The 16,879-nt window shown below is 62.1% G+C and carries 17 protein-coding genes and 3 tRNA genes; 2 read left to right on the top strand and 18 right to left on the bottom strand.

What is annotated here, in order from left to right; all coding sequences use genetic code 11:
- Positions 1–39: 39 nt before the first annotated feature.
- Genes P3C18_RS17680 through P3C18_RS17670 form a run of 3 tightly spaced genes read right to left on the bottom strand, consistent with a single transcriptional unit; the run spans position 40 to position 2,767 of the window.
- A complete protein-coding gene (locus P3C18_RS17680; RefSeq protein WP_275963117.1) occupies positions 40–909 on the bottom strand; it encodes a rhomboid family intramembrane serine protease in 870 nt (289 codons plus the stop codon).
- The gene (locus P3C18_RS17675) at positions 906–1,880 is read right to left on the bottom strand and encodes a metallophosphoesterase (protein ID WP_275963116.1); all 975 of its coding nucleotides are present in this window, start codon (positions 1,878–1,880) and stop codon (positions 906–908) included. Before P3C18_RS17675 ends, P3C18_RS17680 begins: the two co-directional genes overlap by 4 nt.
- Positions 1,880–2,767: an NAD(+) kinase gene (locus P3C18_RS17670; RefSeq protein WP_090252309.1), complete on the bottom strand. Its 888-nt coding sequence runs from the start codon at positions 2,765–2,767 to the stop codon at positions 1,880–1,882. The genes P3C18_RS17675 and P3C18_RS17670 overlap by 1 nt, the downstream gene beginning before the upstream one ends.
- 185 nt (positions 2,768–2,952) lie before the next feature.
- On the opposite strand from P3C18_RS17670, the gene P3C18_RS17665 reads away from it, so the two are divergent.
- Entirely contained in the window at positions 2,953–3,900 is a 948-nt protein-coding gene (locus P3C18_RS17665; protein WP_275963115.1) for a DUF1853 family protein, read from the top strand.
- A 1-nt stretch (position 3,901) separates the two neighbouring features.
- On the opposite strand, the gene P3C18_RS17660 is transcribed toward P3C18_RS17665, so the two are convergent.
- From P3C18_RS17660 to P3C18_RS17640, 5 genes are all read right to left on the bottom strand, one after another.
- Complete coding sequence (locus P3C18_RS17660; RefSeq protein WP_275963114.1) at positions 3,902–5,011, bottom strand: cyclic nucleotide-binding domain-containing protein; 1,110 nt, start codon at positions 5,009–5,011, stop codon at positions 3,902–3,904.
- Between the two features lie 41 nt (positions 5,012–5,052).
- Positions 5,053–6,000: a pyridoxal-phosphate dependent enzyme gene (locus P3C18_RS17655; RefSeq protein ID WP_275963113.1), complete on the bottom strand. Its 948-nt coding sequence runs from the start codon at positions 5,998–6,000 to the stop codon at positions 5,053–5,055.
- A gap of 2 nt (positions 6,001–6,002) precedes the next feature.
- On the bottom strand, positions 6,003–7,373 hold the full coding sequence (locus P3C18_RS17650) for a chromosome partitioning protein ParA (RefSeq protein WP_275963112.1): 1,371 nt from the start codon (positions 7,371–7,373) through the stop codon (positions 6,003–6,005).
- A 263-nt stretch (positions 7,374–7,636) separates the two neighbouring features.
- Positions 7,637–8,005 (bottom strand): nuclear transport factor 2 family protein, encoded by a 369-nt coding sequence (locus P3C18_RS17645; RefSeq protein ID WP_275963224.1) that lies wholly within the window; start codon positions 8,003–8,005, stop codon positions 7,637–7,639.
- A 128-nt stretch (positions 8,006–8,133) separates the two neighbouring features.
- Positions 8,134–10,167 (bottom strand): NADPH-dependent 2,4-dienoyl-CoA reductase, encoded by a 2,034-nt coding sequence (locus tag P3C18_RS17640; protein WP_275963111.1) that lies wholly within the window; start codon positions 10,165–10,167, stop codon positions 8,134–8,136.
- A 233-nt stretch (positions 10,168–10,400) separates the two neighbouring features.
- On the opposite strand from P3C18_RS17640, the gene P3C18_RS17635 reads away from it, so the two are divergent.
- Positions 10,401–11,438: an AraC family transcriptional regulator gene (locus tag P3C18_RS17635; protein ID WP_275963223.1), complete on the top strand. Its 1,038-nt coding sequence runs from the start codon at positions 10,401–10,403 to the stop codon at positions 11,436–11,438.
- A gap of 287 nt (positions 11,439–11,725) precedes the next feature.
- On the opposite strand, the gene P3C18_RS17630 is transcribed toward P3C18_RS17635, so the two are convergent.
- The 10 genes from P3C18_RS17630 to gspG form a co-directional block, all read right to left on the bottom strand.
- Positions 11,726–11,802: transfer RNA gene (locus P3C18_RS17630), tRNA-Asp, on the bottom strand.
- A gap of 100 nt (positions 11,803–11,902) precedes the next feature.
- Positions 11,903–11,979: transfer RNA gene (locus P3C18_RS17625), tRNA-Asp, on the bottom strand.
- Positions 11,980–12,012: 33 nt separating this feature from the next.
- Positions 12,013–12,088, bottom strand: a tRNA-Val gene (locus P3C18_RS17620).
- Between the two features lie 125 nt (positions 12,089–12,213).
- Positions 12,214–12,735 carry a type II secretion system protein M gene (locus P3C18_RS17615; RefSeq protein WP_275963110.1) on the bottom strand — a complete coding sequence of 174 codons (522 nt, stop codon included), beginning with the start codon at positions 12,733–12,735 and terminating at the stop codon, positions 12,214–12,216.
- Positions 12,732–13,868, bottom strand: a complete 1,137-nt coding sequence (gspL, locus tag P3C18_RS17610) for a type II secretion system protein GspL (protein ID WP_275963109.1) — start codon at positions 13,866–13,868, stop codon at positions 12,732–12,734. Before gspL ends, P3C18_RS17615 begins: the two co-directional genes overlap by 4 nt.
- On the bottom strand, positions 13,865–14,830 hold the full coding sequence (gene gspK, locus P3C18_RS17605) for a type II secretion system minor pseudopilin GspK (protein ID WP_275963108.1): 966 nt from the start codon (positions 14,828–14,830) through the stop codon (positions 13,865–13,867). Before gspK ends, gspL begins: the two co-directional genes overlap by 4 nt.
- Complete coding sequence (gene gspJ / locus P3C18_RS17600) at positions 14,827–15,522, bottom strand: type II secretion system minor pseudopilin GspJ (protein WP_275963107.1); 696 nt, start codon at positions 15,520–15,522, stop codon at positions 14,827–14,829. The genes gspK and gspJ overlap by 4 nt, the downstream gene beginning before the upstream one ends.
- A complete protein-coding gene (gene gspI, locus P3C18_RS17595) occupies positions 15,519–15,908 on the bottom strand; it encodes a type II secretion system minor pseudopilin GspI (RefSeq protein ID WP_275963106.1) in 390 nt (129 codons plus the stop codon). The genes gspJ and gspI overlap by 4 nt, the downstream gene beginning before the upstream one ends.
- Positions 15,905–16,447, bottom strand: coding sequence for a type II secretion system minor pseudopilin GspH (gspH, locus tag P3C18_RS17590; RefSeq protein WP_090252280.1), 543 nt, complete (start codon positions 16,445–16,447; stop codon positions 15,905–15,907). The genes gspI and gspH overlap by 4 nt, the downstream gene beginning before the upstream one ends.
- A gap of 5 nt (positions 16,448–16,452) precedes the next feature.
- Positions 16,453–16,878: a type II secretion system major pseudopilin GspG gene (gene gspG, locus P3C18_RS17585; RefSeq protein ID WP_160087847.1), complete on the bottom strand. Its 426-nt coding sequence runs from the start codon at positions 16,876–16,878 to the stop codon at positions 16,453–16,455.
- Between the last annotated feature and the right edge of the window lies 1 nt (position 16,879).

Raw genomic sequence — 16,879 nt, 5'->3', positions numbered from 1 at the left:
TCCAAATGCAAAGTGGCAGTTTACCAGCCTGTAGAAGAACTAACTGTGTCGCCGACGCGCCAGCGCACCGCCAACCAGCCCGGTCAGACAACCGGCCAGCAGGCCGCCGACATGCGCCGCGTTGGCAATTGCGCCGAATTGCAGCAACTCGAAGATGCCCGTCATGCAGATCAGCAGCCAGGCCAGCATCATCACTAATACGCCCGGCGGCAGGCGATAAGCGGGAGTCGGCGCCAGGCGCTGGAAAATCCAGCAATGCCCAAGCAGGCCGTACAGCACCCCGGACAGGCCGCCGAATAGCGATGGGCCGGCATGCAGGTATTGGGCGAAATTGGCCGCAAGACTAAACAACAGGGTCAGCCCCAACAGCATCACGGCGCCCTGACGCGCCTCGATCCGCCGGCCCAGCTCCCAATACCACAGGGTATTCATCGCCAGGTGGAGGATGCCGAAGTGAATCAGCATCGGCGTCAGCAGCCGCCACCACTGACCACTGGCCAGTGTGTCGTTCAGATAGCTGAAGTAGATGTAATCGCCCTGCACGCGATAGTCGACAAAGCTTAGCCAGCTGACCGTCGCCAGGTTATCGCCGAGCAAGGTGATAGCGGCTGCAATAAAGCTCAGCAACAGGACAACAGCCGTCATACGGCTGGCTTTCAGCTGCTGAACAAAACTCGGCGCGGCCTCTGCAGAAGCCGGTGACGGCTCAAGCAACACCTCAGCATCGCCTTGCGGGTAGCGCCCATAGAGTTCGCGCACTTGCTCGGCCAGTTGCTCTCCGGGCACCCAGAGCACCTGCTCGCCCGCCTCTTCAGCGACGCGGTGCGGTACCTGCAAGCGCTGCAGCAAGCTGATAAAGCCGCTCAAGTCGACCTGCTCAGGCAGGCGCATTGCCGCTACTGCACTCATGGCCGCGCCTCCGGGCTTTCGACATCGACCCAGACAAACTTGCTGGCATCCAGGCGCGTTTCCTGGTCGAGGCGATAGGCCACCAGTTTGCCGTTGAGCACGGCGCTGTAATCCAGGCAGGCCAGGTTGCTGCGAATCGGTGCGGGCTTGCCGCTGCGCCAGTAGTGGCCGACAAACAGCAAGGGCTGATCAGCACCGTATTTAAGCAATTCGGTTTTCTGCATCTCGCTGAGCGGCATCTGCGCCGCCAGCTCCGGCAAGGCATCGGGCTGGAAGACGATATCGCCGTAGGTTTGCGGATCTTCCTCCCAGAATTTGGTTCGGAAATGCGCGCGGGTAAAGCCGTCATCGCTGGTCAGGGTCATGCCGTGTGGCAGACGCATATCAGTGCCGCGCAGCAGGCGATCCAGCGCGGTATTGGCAAAGCTGCCATGCACGGCCGCTGCCTGGAGAAAATGCTCATCGATGCAGCCATCGGCAAACTGCGCACGCAGCGGCTCGATCAGGCTGTCGTCCCAACAGGCATGCACCACGCGGAAATGCCCGGCATCGATAAACAGCGGCAACTCGTAGAACCAGTCGAGAAATGCCTGCCACTCCGCCGGATAGGCGTCGAACTGCTCCAGGGTTTCCTTGATCAGGCGCGCATGCCGTGGCGTGTGCTCACGGACAAACTGCCGGCCGCTACCGGGCGCAGCCGGCGTGCTCCAGGCCAGGGCATTGAACTCATGATTGCCCATGATGCACAGCGCCTGACCAGCCACGACCATATCGCGCACCAGGTGCAGCGCCTCACGGATACGCGGCCCCCGGTCGACAAGGTCGCCAAGGAAAATCGCCATACGCTGCGGATGACGCCACACCCCGCCCTGCTGGCGATAGCCCAGGGTGCTCAGCAGATGTTCCAGGGTTTTCGCGCAGCCATGGATATCGCCGATCAGGTCGTAACCGCGAGCTGGATCGAGGCGCATCAAGCCCCCCCGCCGAGCCGGCTACCCCAGCCCAGCTTGTTGCGACAGACTTCGTAATAGTTGTGATCCAGCGGGTGAATCAGGCGCAGCTTCTGCGGCCGCTTGGCCACGGTGACGGTGTCGCCGGGGGCGCAGGTGAAGTGATTCTGCCCGTCGCAGGACACCTGCGGATACAGCTGCAGATCCTTGGACACGACAATTTTCAGCTCGCTGTTGCCATCCACCACAATCGGTCGACTGGACAGCGTATGCGGGTACATCGGCACGATCACGATGGCATCCAGTTTGGGGTGCATGATCGGCCCGCCGGCGGACAGCGCATAGGCCGTGGAGCCGGTCGGTGTGGCGACAATCAGGCCGTCAGCCTTCTGGCTGCAGACGAACTGGCCATCGATAAACAGCTCGAACTCAATCATCCGCGTGGATTTACCCGGATGCAGCACCACATCGTTGAGCGCATCACCCTGGCCGATGGCCTCGCCATTACGGCGTACCTCGGCCTCCAGCAGAAAGCGGTTCTCGGTCAGGTAATGCCCTTCGAGTACCTGAGCCACCTTCACTTCCAGCTCATCGGGACGAATATCGGTGAGAAATCCCAGGCTGCCACGGTTGACTCCCAGCACCGGCACCTTGTGCCGCGCCAGAGCGCGGGCGGCGCCGAGCATGCTGCCGTCACCACCGACGACGATCACCAGATCGCAGACTTCGCCGAGAATCTTGCGTGACGAGGTCTGCAAGCCATGGCCCGGCAGCACTTCGGCAATGGTGTCTTCGAGGATCACATGCAGGTGGCGAGCGAGCAGAAATTTCTTCAGCCGGCGAATGGTGTCGAGTACCTGGGTGCTGCCCAGCCGACCGATGATGCCGATATTACGAAACTGCTCCATGGTGCTCCCGCCAGGCTCTGGATCTAATGGGTCGGATTATGGGCGAAAGCCCATGGCAGCAGCAAACCGCTGACCGGCTATGGCAGCGTTTAAGCGCTTGTTGAAGAGCATGCAGAGCTGCTTTTAAAGCCGTCAGGCCGACACGCAGCAGATCGTAAACAGCCGCAAAGCGCTATGCTCGCAACATGACGCCCTTCCCTTCACTCAGCGATCTGCCCTCGCAGCTGCGCCAGCCTGCTGTACGCGACCTGGCCTGGGCGCTGCTCTCGCCACCACTGCTGGCGCAGACGCCTTGGCCACAGCGTCACCCGCTCAAGGCCAGCCGCTGGAGCCAGCAACCCGACGCCCTGGCGGACTGGTTGCTGAGCCTGGATGCCGACAGCCACACCCTTCTCCACTGGCTGAGCCAGAGTTCAGTGCGCCGCCTGGGGCTGTACTACGAACGGCTCTGGCAGTTCGCCCTACATGCCGCGCCGGGTATCGAGGTGCTGGCAGCCAACCTGCCGATCCGCCAGCAGGGCCATACCCTGGGTGAGCTGGATATGCTGCTGCGCGATGAGGAAGGTGTGCATCACCTGGAGCTGGCGATCAAGCTTTATCTGGGCCAGCAGCCGTGCAGCGGCGCTGAGCTGGCGCACTGGTTAGGCCCCGGCAGCCACGACCGCCTGGATCTCAAGCTGACGCATCTGGGTCAGCACCAGCTGCCGCTGTCGGCCCGCGCCGAAGCCCAACAGCGGTTGGCCGAGCTGGATATTCAGCGGCCTCAGGCGGCGTTGTGGCTGGGCGGTTATCTGTTCTATCCCTGGCAGCAACCTTCCTATGCCGCGCCAGCGGATGGCAACCCAACGCACCTGCGTGGGCGCTGGCTGCATCGCGCTGACTGGACACCTTTTGCCGCGCACAACCCAGGTCACTGGCAGCCGCTAGCTCGGCACGCCTGGTTGGCGTCAGCACGGATCGAGGAAGAACATCTGTGGTCGCGCGAGCAGTTCAATCAATGGCTCACGGCGCTGCCGAGCGATGCCAACGCGCAGCTGCTCGTTCGTCTGATTGCAGCCCCACAGCATGACTGGCTGGAAGCCGAGCGAGTGTTTCTGGTGAATGATCATTGGCCGGCGCAAGCGGCCGACTAGTTCAGAGACTACGCTCGGTGCGCCCGCCCGAGCGCGCCAGATAGCCCGAGCCACTTTCACAGAGCAGCGCATCACGCTGGATCGCCGGCAAGGCATCCACCCCATCACGCAGGGCGTAGGCGCGGTAGCCAAGCTGCGAGAGGAGAAACACCGCACTGCTGCTGCGCTTGCCGCTGTCGCAATAACACAGGTAGGTGCGCGTTTTATCCAGCAGACGCGCTTTCAGACGCAGCAGTTGCAGCGGCATATTCAGTGATTGCAACGCATGGGCCCGCTCGTATTCTTCCTGCAGACGCACATCCAGCCACTGCGCCCCCGCCGCCAGCAAACGCGATGCTTCGCCAAGCGACACCTCATCGACCACCGGGGCTTTCAGCAGGGCGAAGAAGTCCTGGCGATCCAAACGCAGCACTACGCCGTCTTCCAGCATGGTCACCGTGGCATTACGCGGGCTGTCAGCCAGCAAGGCCTCCTCACCAAAACAGGCGCCGATCTCCAGCTCGGCCAACACTTGCTGCGCACTGTCCGCGCCACGAATCACTTCGGCCCGGCCATTTTTCAGAAAGTAGCAGCTGTCACCGACATCGCCTTCCTGCAGCACGGTGCTGCCAGCGACCAATTCGATACGCTGCAGACGCTCCAGCATGGCGCGCACGTTGGACGGCGGCACCTTGGCAAACAGCGGATTTTCCAGCAGGCGCTCCAGCCACTCGACTTCGGCATGGTTCTGCCCCAGCTCGAGCAGCAAATCCTGGTAGGCCAGACGCCAAGTCAGCAGACGATTGAGGGTCGCGGTGTCCAGCGCCAGCACGCTGGCATCGGTCAGCGCCCGCGCTTCATGCAAGCGCGGCAGGCTCGGTGACAACGGGTGACAACTGGCCTCGCTGCCGGCTTGCAGGCGTTGCTCCTGGCCGTCGACCGATTGCAGCAGCAACTCGCCCGCCAGCAGGTAGTAGGTCAAGCGCGCCTGATCCCCCGGGCGAAACAACAGCTGCCCCGCCAGCAACGGCTGCGGTACCAATTGCGTACGCAATTCGCGCCACTGCTGCTCGGACAACACGTTAAGTGGCGTCAGGCTGCGTAACTGTTCGGGGTTAAGGGGTTCGCTCATGGAATATCCAGGCTCCGCTGGTGAAATTCAGTGTAGCCGGGTTAATCGGCCGAGCATGCTTTCGCCGCCTGCAACATGGCCGCAGCACGACCCTGCAAGCCCCCAGTGTGGACAAACACCAGACGGCTGCCGCGAGCAAAGTAACCGGCCTCGACCTGCTGGCGCAACGCCATTAATGCCTTGGCGGTATACAGCGGCTCCAGCGGCACGCCACTTTGCGCTTCCGTTGCTTGCATAAAGTCGAGCAACTCAGCATCCACCTTGGCAAATCCACCTCGGCTGGCCTCATGCAACTGATAATGTCCAACAGGCATATCCGCAGCCTGGACAATCGCCTGCACCTGTTGCTCGACACCATGATCGGCCGGTACGGCCAACGCCGCATGCAGCGGATGCGCGGCGGCTTCGCCTAACAGCAAACCGGCCAGGGTGGTGCCCGTGCCTGCCGCCAGCCACCAGGCGTCGTAATCAACCCAACCGAGGTTTGGCAGCTGCTCACGAACTTGCTGCACCAGGCTCATGCAGCCCAGCGCACCCGGCAGACCACCGCCACCCTCCGGCAGCGGATAAAAGCCCGGATAGTGTGCCTGCCAAGGCAACCAGAAGTCGGCCGCATGCCGAGCGCGATAACCCGCATAACCCAGCCAGTGCAGCTGCATGCCGAAGGCCTGCAGATCAGCCACAGTCGGCGTCTGCTGCGGGTGGCCGCGCAAAAGCCCGACGGTTTGGAAATGGAAGCGTTCACCGGCGGCAGCCAGGGCGTGCAGATGATTGGAATGCGCGCCGCCCAGGCTGATCACGCCAGTGGCAGCACAGGCTTCTGCCGCACGTAGATGCTCGGAGAGTTTGAACCATTTATTGCCGCTGATCAGTGGATCAAGCAGATCCAGACGTAGCACCGCCAGCTCAACCCCGGCGGCGATTGACCAATCCAGCGCAAAATGCTGCAAAGGGGCGCGGGGCGCCCAGTCAGGCAGGACAACAGGCAAGGTTAACTGACAGTACGCAAACGGCTACTGGCCTTGTGCCGTGCACAGCAATTGGACTCACCCAGGGCAAAACGGCTGGGGGTATCGATGCGGTCGATAGGGATGGCGCAGCGCTCGCCACTGGGCAGCGAGGCTTCGCAACTCGGCTGCTGATAATGCGCCAGCCAATGGCGGTATTGCTCTTCGCTGACAAAACACTTGGCCGCTGCATAGGCCAGCGGGTTGTCCTGGTACGAGGCGATATCCTGCAGCGGAATGGTCAGGTGGCCAGCACCTGGGTGATAAACCACAAAGACCACACCCAGCTTGGCCAGGCGCTCAAGAATCTGGTCACCACCCTGGCTGGCCAGGTCGGCATAGGCGCGCTTGAGGCGATTGATTTCCTGCAGCGCCTGGGTGTCCTGCTCACCGCGATAAGCCAGCTCGACATCGCGAATGGCAATCTGCTCTTTATATTCGGCAACCGCTGAGGCGATCTTGGCCTGCATCTCGCCTTCGAACTGCGCACGCAAGCTGTCGCTCTCACTGCGGCCATCACGCTCCAGCGCACGCAGTTGCTCGGTCATCTCTTCACGGGCGGTCTGGAAACTCGCCGCCTGAGCAGCCAGTTGGGCCTTCAGCGCAGCGTTGTGCTCTTCCTGCTGACGCAAGGCCTGGTGCAACCCGTGGATTTGCGCCTGCAGGTTCTTGCTTTGCTCGTCGCTGGCCAACTTGAACTTGGCCAGTTCTTCTTCATGCTGCTGGGTCAGGCTGCTGATGCGCAAACGCTGCTGCTTGATCAGCTGCGCTGCTTTCAGGCGCTGTTCCTGATCAAGCTTTTCGGTGGCCTTGGCGGCCTCTTCCTGAGCGGGATCGGCTGCGTACCACTTATCCTCCGAGGCCATTTGCAACCGCTCGGGGGCAACCGCCTGGGGATTTTCGTCTTCAGCCAGCAAACCGAGGCTGTTGCGCTTGACCACATCACGCAGCAGCGCCAGATCGTTATTGCCAGGGGTCAGGCTAGGGTCCCAGAGGTGCATCTGGTGCCAGGACACCGGGCACTGGCTGCGGCAAGCCAGGCGAATCGGCCCGGCGCCCAGATCAGGTCCGCGCCCAGCCCGCTCGGCCAGGGCCTGCAGAGGGATATTCCAGCCGGAATCCGGCGCGCCCTTTTCATCGAAATCCAGGTAGAAAAACACCAACGCCTTGATCAGCAAGCGTGGATTGATCAGCACATACGCCACGCGCATCTGCTGATCGGCAAACTCCGGCATATTCACCACGCCGTCGAGCAAGGCTTCAAACTCGGGGAAAAACATTTGCTTGCAGATGCCGCCGCGCTCACTGAAGAACAGTACGGCCTCAACCATCTGCGGCTTGTTCTGCATGCTCATCGCTTTTCCTCTAGGCCGAAACGGGCGCTCCGCTCAGCAGTGACTCATCCTGCTTATGCTGCGCAAAAAATGGCGCACATGGCAAGACTGCCAACATTCTGACGGGTTAAGCAAGACCCATGTTGCAGGCGCTATACCCTTGTTCAGGCAAGTCTAGGGGAAAAACCAAGCCCAGCAATGTGACTGGGTTGGCAGTCACCCTGCCAGCCAGGCGCTAAAAACCGGCTTACAGGGCGAAACTGTGATGGATTCGGTGCAACGACTCAGGCTTTGGCGGCAGCCAGAAATGGCGCCAGGCGCCGACCCATTTCCTCGCCCAAGGCCTGCAGGCCACTCATGGGGCGAACCATTACTTCAAAATCGACAATCTTGCCGGCTTCATCGAAGCGAATCATGTCGATGCCCTTGAGCTCGCGCTCGCCCACTTTGGCACTGAATTCCAGCACCACGTTAAGGCCATCGGCGCTGGCCAGCTCGCGGTGATAGGCAAAGTCGACAAACACCTTGCTCACGGTATTGAGGATCAGCGACACCATGGGCGCACCGGCATAGGGTTTGTGCGCCATGGGCGAACGGAACACCGCCTGCGGGTGCAGCAACTCCGGCAGGCTGCGCAGGTCGTTGTTCTGCATCAAACCATGCCACTGCGCTAGCGTGGCGGCGGCAGCCGGTTGCAGTTGAGCATTCTCGGTCACGGGCTTTTCCTTATTGTTGTAAGCCACATACAAAACGCCCCGCACTAGGCGGGGCGTCGGTTGCGTTAGAGTTCGGCAGCGAGGCGCGAGCCCTGGTTGATTGCGCGCTTGGCGTCCAGCTCACTGGCCACATCGGCGCCACCGATCAGGTGCACGGTCTGCCCGGCGTTTTCCAGGCCTTCCTGCAGCTCGCGCAGTGGGTCCTGGCCGGCACAAACGATCACCGTATCCACCGGCAATACCTGCGGCTCGCCACCCGCGATGCTGATATGCAGGCCGGCGTCGTCGACCTTGAGGTACTCGACCGAGTTGAGCATCTGCACGTTCTTGTTCTTCAAACCGGTGCGGTGAATCCAGCCAGTGGTCTTGCCCAGGCCGTCACCGACCTTGGATTTCTTGCGCTGCAGCAGGAACACCTCACGCGCCGCCGGGTGCGGATGGGCCTGAATACCCGCCACACCGCCACGGGCTTCCAGTGCACCGTCGATACCCCACTCCTTCCAGAACTCCTCACGGTTGAGGCTCGTGGCCTCACCCTGGTGAGTGATGAACTCAGACACGTCGAAGCCGATGCCACCGGCACCGATCACCGCAACCTTCTGGCCAACCGGCTTACGCTGCAGGATGGCGTCCAGGTAGCTGATCACCTTGGCGTGTTCAATGCCCGGAATGGCCGGGGTGCGCGGGGCGATACCGGTGGCCAGGATGATTTCGTCATAACCGCCCTTGGCCAGGTCATCGGCCGATACGCGGGTATTCAGGCGCAGATCGACACCGGTGGTTTCCAGCTTGCGCTTGAAGTAGCGCAGGGTTTCGAAGAACTCCTCCTTGCCCGGCACGCGCTTGGCCACGTTGAACTGGCCGCCGATTTCGCTGGCCGAATCGAACAGGGTCACGCTATGGCCACGCTCGGCGGCCACGGTGGCAGCGGACAGGCCAGCAGGACCAGCACCGACCACAGCAATCTTCTTCACCGCAGCGGTCGGAATGTAGTTCAACTCGGTCTCATGGCAGGCGCGCGGGTTGACCAGGCAACTGGTCAGCTTGCCGCCGAAGGTGTGGTCCAGGCAGGCCTGGTTGCAGCCGATGCAGGTGTTGATTTCATCGCTACGGCCTTCTGCGGCCTTGTTCACGAAGTCCGGGTCGGCGAGGAACGGACGGGCCATGGAGACCATGTCGGCATCGCCCTCGGCCAGCACCTGTTCGGCCACTTCCGGGGTGTTGATGCGGTTGGTGGTGATCAGCGGAATGCTCACCTCGCCGCGCAGCTTGGCGGTGACCTTGGTGAACGCGGCGCGCGGCACCTTGGTAGCGATGGTCGGGATACGCGCTTCGTGCCAGCCGATACCGGTGTTGATGATGGTCGCACCGGCCTTCTCGATGGCTTTGGCCAGCAGGACGATCTCGTCCCAGGTGCTGCCGCCTTCGACCAGATCGAGCATCGACAGACGGTAGATGATGATGAAGTTCGGGCCAACGGCCTCACGCACACGGCGGACGATTTCCACCGGCAGGCGCATACGGTTCTCGTAGCTGCCGCCCCAACGGTCGGTACGGTGGTTGGTGTGGGCGGCAAGGAACTGGTTAATGAAATAGCCTTCCGAGCCCATGATCTCCACGCCGTCGTACTCGGCCTGCTGGGCCAGCACGGAGCAGTTGATAAAGTCCTGGATCTGCTTCTCGATGCCTTCCTCGTCCAGCTCTTTGGGCTTGAACGGGTTGATTGGCGCCTGAATGGCGCTTGGCGCTACCGATTTCGGGCTGTAGGCATAGCGGCCGGCGTGGAGGATCTGCATGCAAATCTTGCCGTCCGCCGCGTGCACCGCACGGGTGACGATCTTGTGCTTTTCCGCCTCTTCCGCGGTGGTCAGCTTGGCTGCGCCGGAATACACGCCGCCCTCATCGTTTGGGCCAATACCGCCCGTCACCATCAAGCCAACGCCACCACGGGCACGTTCAGCGAAGTACGCCGCCATACGCTCGAAACCATTGGGCTTTTCTTCCAACCCGGTGTGCATCGAACCCATCAGAGTGCGGTTCTTCAGGGTGGTGAAGCCCAGATCAAGCGGGGCCAGCAGGTGGGGGTACTGAGCAGTCATGGACATCTCCACATCGGGTGTTGGCTTTCACGGATGCCGCAACCTCTTAGCGGGTCGCGGTCGAATATGGTCTAGACGATAATCAGCCGCGCCGAACAGCTCAATGACCTAAAGTAACAACCTAATGATCAAAAAGAGCAGCAGCTCTTGGCAAAGCCCAAGCACCTGCCTACCCTGGTGCCTTATCTAAATGCCCAGCACTGAATGGGCGCAGACGGAATAACGTTGCCATGCTGAAAAGCACACGGGTGAAACTCGGTGATCTGTCAGTCGGTTTTGTCGACAGCCTGGCGGACGCCATGCGTCGCTGCGCCCAGGACCCACAACCACTGCTCGACAGTTACGGCCTGGATGCCGCGCGACTGGCCGAACCGCGCGCGCGACTGTCGATCCCGCGTTATATGCGTTTGGGTCATAGCGCCATCCAGCAATGTGGCGATCCCGGCCTGGGCCTGCTGATGGGGCAAACCAGCCGCCTGAGCCAACTTGGCCTGGCCGGCGTCACGGCCATGCAGGCTCCGACGGTGCGGGAGGCGGCGCGGGCGCTGATTCGCTTCGAACCGCTGTATGCCAGCAACTACCGCGGCCAATCCAGCCTGCACGAAGACAATCGCGGGGCCTGGCTGCGCTTTTATTCGATCAGCCCGTACAACGCCTATAACCGCTTTGTGGTCGATTCGGTACTGGCCAGTTGGGCGCAGCAGCTCAGCAAGCTGGCGCAACAGGCGCTGCCCGTGGAGAAAGTGCAGATCGAATTTCCCGCGCCTGACTATGCAGCGCAGTACGGCGAACTGTTTAACTGTCCGGTGGAATTTGCCAGCGAGCATAACCAGCTGCGCCTGAGCCAGCAGAGCCTGAACCTGCGCAACCCCGAACACTGCCCAAGCACCTGGCGGCACCTGCTGGAAATCTGTGAGCGGGAACTGACGCAGCTGACCCGCACGCGCAACCTGCGCGAGCGCATTACTCAGCTGCTCGGCCCACTACTGCACGGCCGCGAGCCGGACCTCGCCGAAGTGGCGGCGCGCTTGCAGCTGCCCACCTGGACCCTGCGGCGCAAGCTGGCCGAGGAAGGTACGCAGTTTCGCAGCATCCTCAACGACACCCGCCGCGACCTGGCCATGGCCTATATTCGCGACACAGAGCTGGCCTTCGGCGAAATCGCCTACCTGCTCGGCTTTGCCTCCGCCGAAGCCTTCCAGCGCGCGTTTAAACGCTGGAATCAGCGAACCCCGGGCGAGTATCGCCGCGAACAGCGCCGGGCGCTCTAGCAGTTCAAAAACGGATCAAAGCTCGGTGGCGTCTTCGTCGCGCTCCGGCACATCCTGCTCGGTGGCGCGCGCTTCCAGCAGCTCTTCTTGATAATCGTCCATTGCCTGTTCCTCCTACTCGATAAGTCAGCAACCGCTCATTGCATAAACAAAGAGCATGCCAATCAAGCTAGAGCAGGCAGATGAACGCAAGATGACAGGTTGTCGCGCTGCGCGCCTTCGGACTGAGACCTGGAAAACAGGCAATAAAAAACCCGCTGATATTGCTATCAGCGGGCTTTCTAATATGGCGCAGCGGACGGGACTCGAACCCGCGACCCCCGGCGTGACAGGCCGGTATTCTAACCGACTGAACTACCGCTGCATGTCGGTGGACTTACGTCCGTACAACTCTTGCTTCATCTGATGGAACAGCTTGTTAGAGCTTTTCCATCTCAACCTGAGCGAACTCAAGCTGGAAAATATGGCGCAGCGGACGGGACTCGAACCCGCGACCCCCGGCGTGACAGGCCGGTATTCTAACCGACTGAACTACCGCTGCGCGTCGGTGGACTTTCGTCCGGTTTCACAAGAGTGGTGGGTGATGACGGGATCGAACCGCCGACCCTCTGCTTGTAAGGCAGATGCTCTCCCAGCTGAGCTAATCACCCGCTGCTTGCGAGGCGCGAAATTTACGCAAGGGCCGCACCTAAGTCAACACCCTGCTTCAAGTTTTTCTAAAAAAGTGCAAAAAACGCTGCCCTTGCCAGGTGCTATCACAGGGCACGCCGCACCATTATTGCGCTACCCGCAGACTGAGCCGAGCAGCAACCTTATTGTCTTCGGCGCGATCCAGCCCGGCTTCGGCGATTTGCACGCCCTGTTCCTGCAGCACAGTGAACCAACGCAACAACTGGGCAAAAGGTGCCGGCTGTAGATTGAGCTGCAAAGCGCCGTCACCGGAATTGTCTAGGCGCTCAATGGTCAGGCCCTGGGTCGCAGCCGTGGCCGTGACCATGCCTTGCAGCCGCTCCGGATCAATCGCCTGCTGCGGGGTGCTGGCCACATTGCGCGCCGCCGGCGCCTGGCTATGCAGATAGACATTCAACTCGCGCTGCGTTTCAAATGCACTGCGCGCTGCAGCCAGGCGCTCCTGTGTCGGTTGCCAGAGAGTCAGATAGAGCAGCACCAGCAGCAGAAAGATCCCGAGGCTGCCGAGCGAAAACTGCTCACGCGGCGCCAGAGCACGCCAGCGCTGCAGCAACAGCGAATTATCCAACTGCGCGGTAAAGCCTTTGCCTTGCGAAACCATACTCATCCTCCGATCACCACACGCGCGCTGACGCCCGCCTCCTCGCGGCTGGCCGAGCCTAGCTGCACCGCCAGGCCACTTTCCTGCAAGCGCTCACGCAGACGCTCCAGCTCGGCAAAGCCGGCGGCCTGCACCTGCATGGCCAGATCGCCGCGCACCTCACTGAAATCCACCTGACTGACCTGCACTTGGCCGCCTTCGGCAGCCAACGCGCCGCTGACCTGGGCTAGCAAACCGAGCAGACGGGTTTGCCCACTGCCCGCGCCGGCCTGCAGATGCTGATCAAACTGCGCACGCAGGTTGACCAGCTTGCTGTCCTGCGGGAACAGCTCCTTGTACAACGCGGCGCTGGCAGCGGCGTATTCATCGGCCTGACGCTGCAGATGCCAGCCCTGCGCCAGATTGAAGCCCCACTGCAGCACCAGCCACATGCCGACCAATCCCAGCAGTGGCCGCCAGCGCTGCCACTGGCCACTACTGCTTTGCACGGCGAACTCGCCCTGGGCCAGGTTATTGCGCAGCGGCTGCTGGACCAGCCAAACATAGGGATCGACCACCTCCATGCTTTCATCCACCGGTTGCGGCGCCTGGTGCTGCGCATCACACCAGGCAACCTGCGGCTGCACACACAAGGGACTCAGCTGCGGCCAGTCCTGCGCCTGCAGCGCCATCCGCGTGACATTCTCACCGCCCAGCAACCAGCGGCCGTGCAGCGGCAAGAGCGCTGTACCCGATCCAGGCAGCAGATCGGCATCCACGGCAATCGCCTGCGGCGCTGTGGGGCACAACGCCAGCCAGCCGGCCAGCCAGCTGCGGCGCACGGCAAACACGCGATGACGGCCATCGGCCAATTGCTCGCCCAACGCCAGGTGCATCAGCTCGACTTCTTCGGCGAGCAGCTCCTCCACCGCAAACGGCAGCGCCTGGCGCAACCAGCGGGCTTTGCGCGTCGGCAGATTGACCGCGCAGGAGGTGACCGCCTCAACGGGCAGGACCAGGGTCCAGCTGGCGCCAAGCTGCGTCTGCGCCTCACCGAACTCCAGGGTTTCGCTTACCCCGTCGGCCACCCACTGCACGGGTAAATCCGCCTGCGCGCCGGCACAGGCGGCGGGCGGCAGAAATACATAGGTCTGACTCATGGTTCGACTTCCTTAACGAGCGTGGGCGGTATACCGCCCTGCCCCAAATCACGGGCTAGAACATACAGCTGACCATCACTGGCGCGCTGCAAAGTGCTGCGTAAAACCTGACGACGCTCACCAACAGTCACTTCGCTGAGCACCTGAAAATACTGACTGCCGACCGCCAGACCCTGGCTTTGCACCTGCAAGCCACTGAGCTGCGCGGTAAAGCTCGGTAAATCACGATAGCCTTCACTGCCCCGCGCGGCGACCAAGCCCTGGGCGGTACTCAGCGGCAGCCCTTCGGCCACGCTGGCCAACACCCGCGCACTGGCGGTGTTGACGTTAAGCGTGGCATCCGCCGGCAAGGCGCTGACATAGGGCGACAGGCGCTGGTAATCCGCCTCGGTCATTTCCAGCAACAGGCGCAGCTCGGAGACATCCTGCAACTCTCGGTTGCCCGCACGATAAGGCGGCTGCGCCAGCAGGTATTGATTGTCTTCCGCACCGTAACCGCCGCTGGGCTGATCATCGGCATCCAGCCAATCGAGCAGGCGTTCGGCATAGGGCGCTTCAATCTGCAGCCCCAGCAACAGACGACGAAATTGCGCCACGGCGGCCTCGTTGGGCTGACCCTGACGCAGCAAGCTGTTGAGATTGAAACGTGCGGTCAGATCGGTGATCTGCACACGCAAGGCGCCGCCTTCATCCAGGGCAAAAGGCGCACGGGCTTTGGCCCAGGCCTCACCCGGATGATCCACCGGGGCACGCGGGTCCCCCTCACGCAGATCGCGCTGCAGAATGGCCTTGGCCAGGGTCTCGCCGCCCAGGGCGTAATGCCAGGCCTGGCGCACATGCAGCTGATTGGCGCTGCTGCGGATCGACAGCTGCTGGCGGGCGATAATCCCCGCGCTGACCACCGTGACTACCGCCACCACCAGCAAGACGGTGATCAGCGCCATACCGCGCTGCCGACTCATGAGCGCGGCTCCTCGGGAATATCGCCGCCGGGCTCGACAGGATCGTCCGGGCTAGGCTCAGGCGCCTGTTGCAGACGCTCCGGCAACCCTTCGGGCAGGCGCAGCACACGGCGCAGCTCACCATAACGGCGATGCTCCAGCACCAATTCAACGGCCTGCGGCAACAGCTTGAGTGCATCGTCCGGGTTGTTGCCCAGAGGCGGCCAACTGGTCTGCCAGCTGCCTTCCTGATCCAGATAACGCAACTGCAGTCGGGTCACCCCATCCAGCGCCTGTTGCACCTGCGGCTGGCTGTCCTGCGCTTGATCCAGCACCGTCCAGTAGTGACGTTGCCACTGCTCGCCGCTGAGCTGCCAGCGCACTCGCTGCAGGTCGGAGCGCGACTGCCCCAGGGGATTGCGCCAGCCGCTGCGGGTCAGCTCCAGGGCTGGGTTATCCAGGTCCTCACCAACCAACGCGGCGCGTGGATCACCAAAGGGATCACGTGTGGGCCTGGCCTGCACCTGCAACACATCGCGTTCGAATGCAGCCATGGCGCGCACCAGCTCGCGCAGCTGCATTTCATGGGCGCGGGTGACCTTGTCGGTTTGCAGCACGCTGTCGAGCATGCGGTAGGTGCCCAGCCCCAGCAGCGCAAAGATGGCGATGGCGATCAGCAATTCGAGCAGGGTAAAACCGCGAGACGCCCTCATTGCAGCACCCCGAGAAAACCGTTCAGGCTGACCACCGCACGCTCACGCACATCGTCGCCCGAACGCCCCTGCTCTGCCGGCGCGACCCACAGAGTGACGCGGCGCATATCTGCCTCGCTGGTGGCCAGCACCTCGCTTTGCCACTGCCAGCGCCGCCCGGCGAAGTCCACCTCGCCCTGGTCGCGGCCATCAGCAACCGGAGTCTTCGACAATTGCAATTCAGCCAGGCGGTTGTCGGCTATCCACATGGCCAGGGTCTTGTCTTCCAGGCGCGAGGCGGTTTGCAGGCTGCGCGCGGTGGCGGTCAGCACGCTGGCAGCAACCAGCGCGAAAATGGCCAGAGCAACCAGCACCTCAAGCAGGGTAAAACCGCGTGCGCGCCTCATCGTTTACGCCCTGCAGGCTGCTCGCTCTCGACCTTGGGCAGCTGAAAGCCATCACTGACCAATTGCAGGCGCAGCCCATCGGCGCGGCGCTCGGCCAGGCGTAGACGAAACGGACTGATCTCCCCACTGGACAGCAACAACAACTGCGGCGTCAGTGCGCCTTTGCTGGGTTCCTCACCCTCCGGCAGCGGCAACTCCAGCGCAGCGCCTTCCAGCTCGACGCTCAATTCGGCCCAGCCCGGCAGCTTATGCGGTTTGGCCGACAGCGCCTGCCAGCTCTGTTTCGCCGAGTCGTAACGCAGCACTTGGTAGGCCTCGCGACTGAGCAGCAGGCCGTATTCCTGGTTATCCAGCACCGCTTCCTCAGCCAGCACGCCAATCAATCCAGCTAGCCGCTCAGCCTCATTGTGCAGCTCACGACCCGGGCCGGCGATGCCCACGCTGAGCACCGCAATACCGATCAGGCTGCCAAGAATCACCAGCACCACCAGCAGTTCGATCAGGGTAAAGCCCCCAGCCTGGCTCGGTTGCTGGCGCATGGGAATCAGAGGTCCCAGTTACCGATATCGGTATCCTGATCGCTGCCGCCTTCCTTGCCGTCAGCGCCCAGCGAATACAGGTCGAAGGCACCCTTGGTGCCCGGCGCCAGGTATTGGTATACGTTACCCCACGGATCAACCGGCAAACGCTTGAGGTAACCGTCGCGGTTCCAGTTCTTCGGCTGTGGATTGCCGGAGGGCTTCTTCACCAGTGCTTCCAGGCCCTGCTGGGTGCTCGGGTAGGCATGGTTATCCAGCTTGTACATATCCAGCGCGGCCGCCACAGCCTTGATATCGCCCTTGGCCACAGTAACTTTGGCCTGATCGGGGCGGCTCATTACCTGCGGCACCACCAACGCGGCGAGAATGCCGAGGATCACCACCACCACCATAATTTCGATCAGCGTAAAACCGGATTGACGCTTGTTCACT

Origin of the sequence: Pseudomonas sp. 1928-m (assembly GCF_029269135.1) — a bacterium.
Taxonomy (GTDB): domain Bacteria; phylum Pseudomonadota; class Gammaproteobacteria; order Pseudomonadales; family Pseudomonadaceae; genus Aquipseudomonas.
The sequence above is the reverse complement of the archived record's forward strand: the minus strand, read 5'-3'. Positions and strand labels throughout refer to the sequence as shown.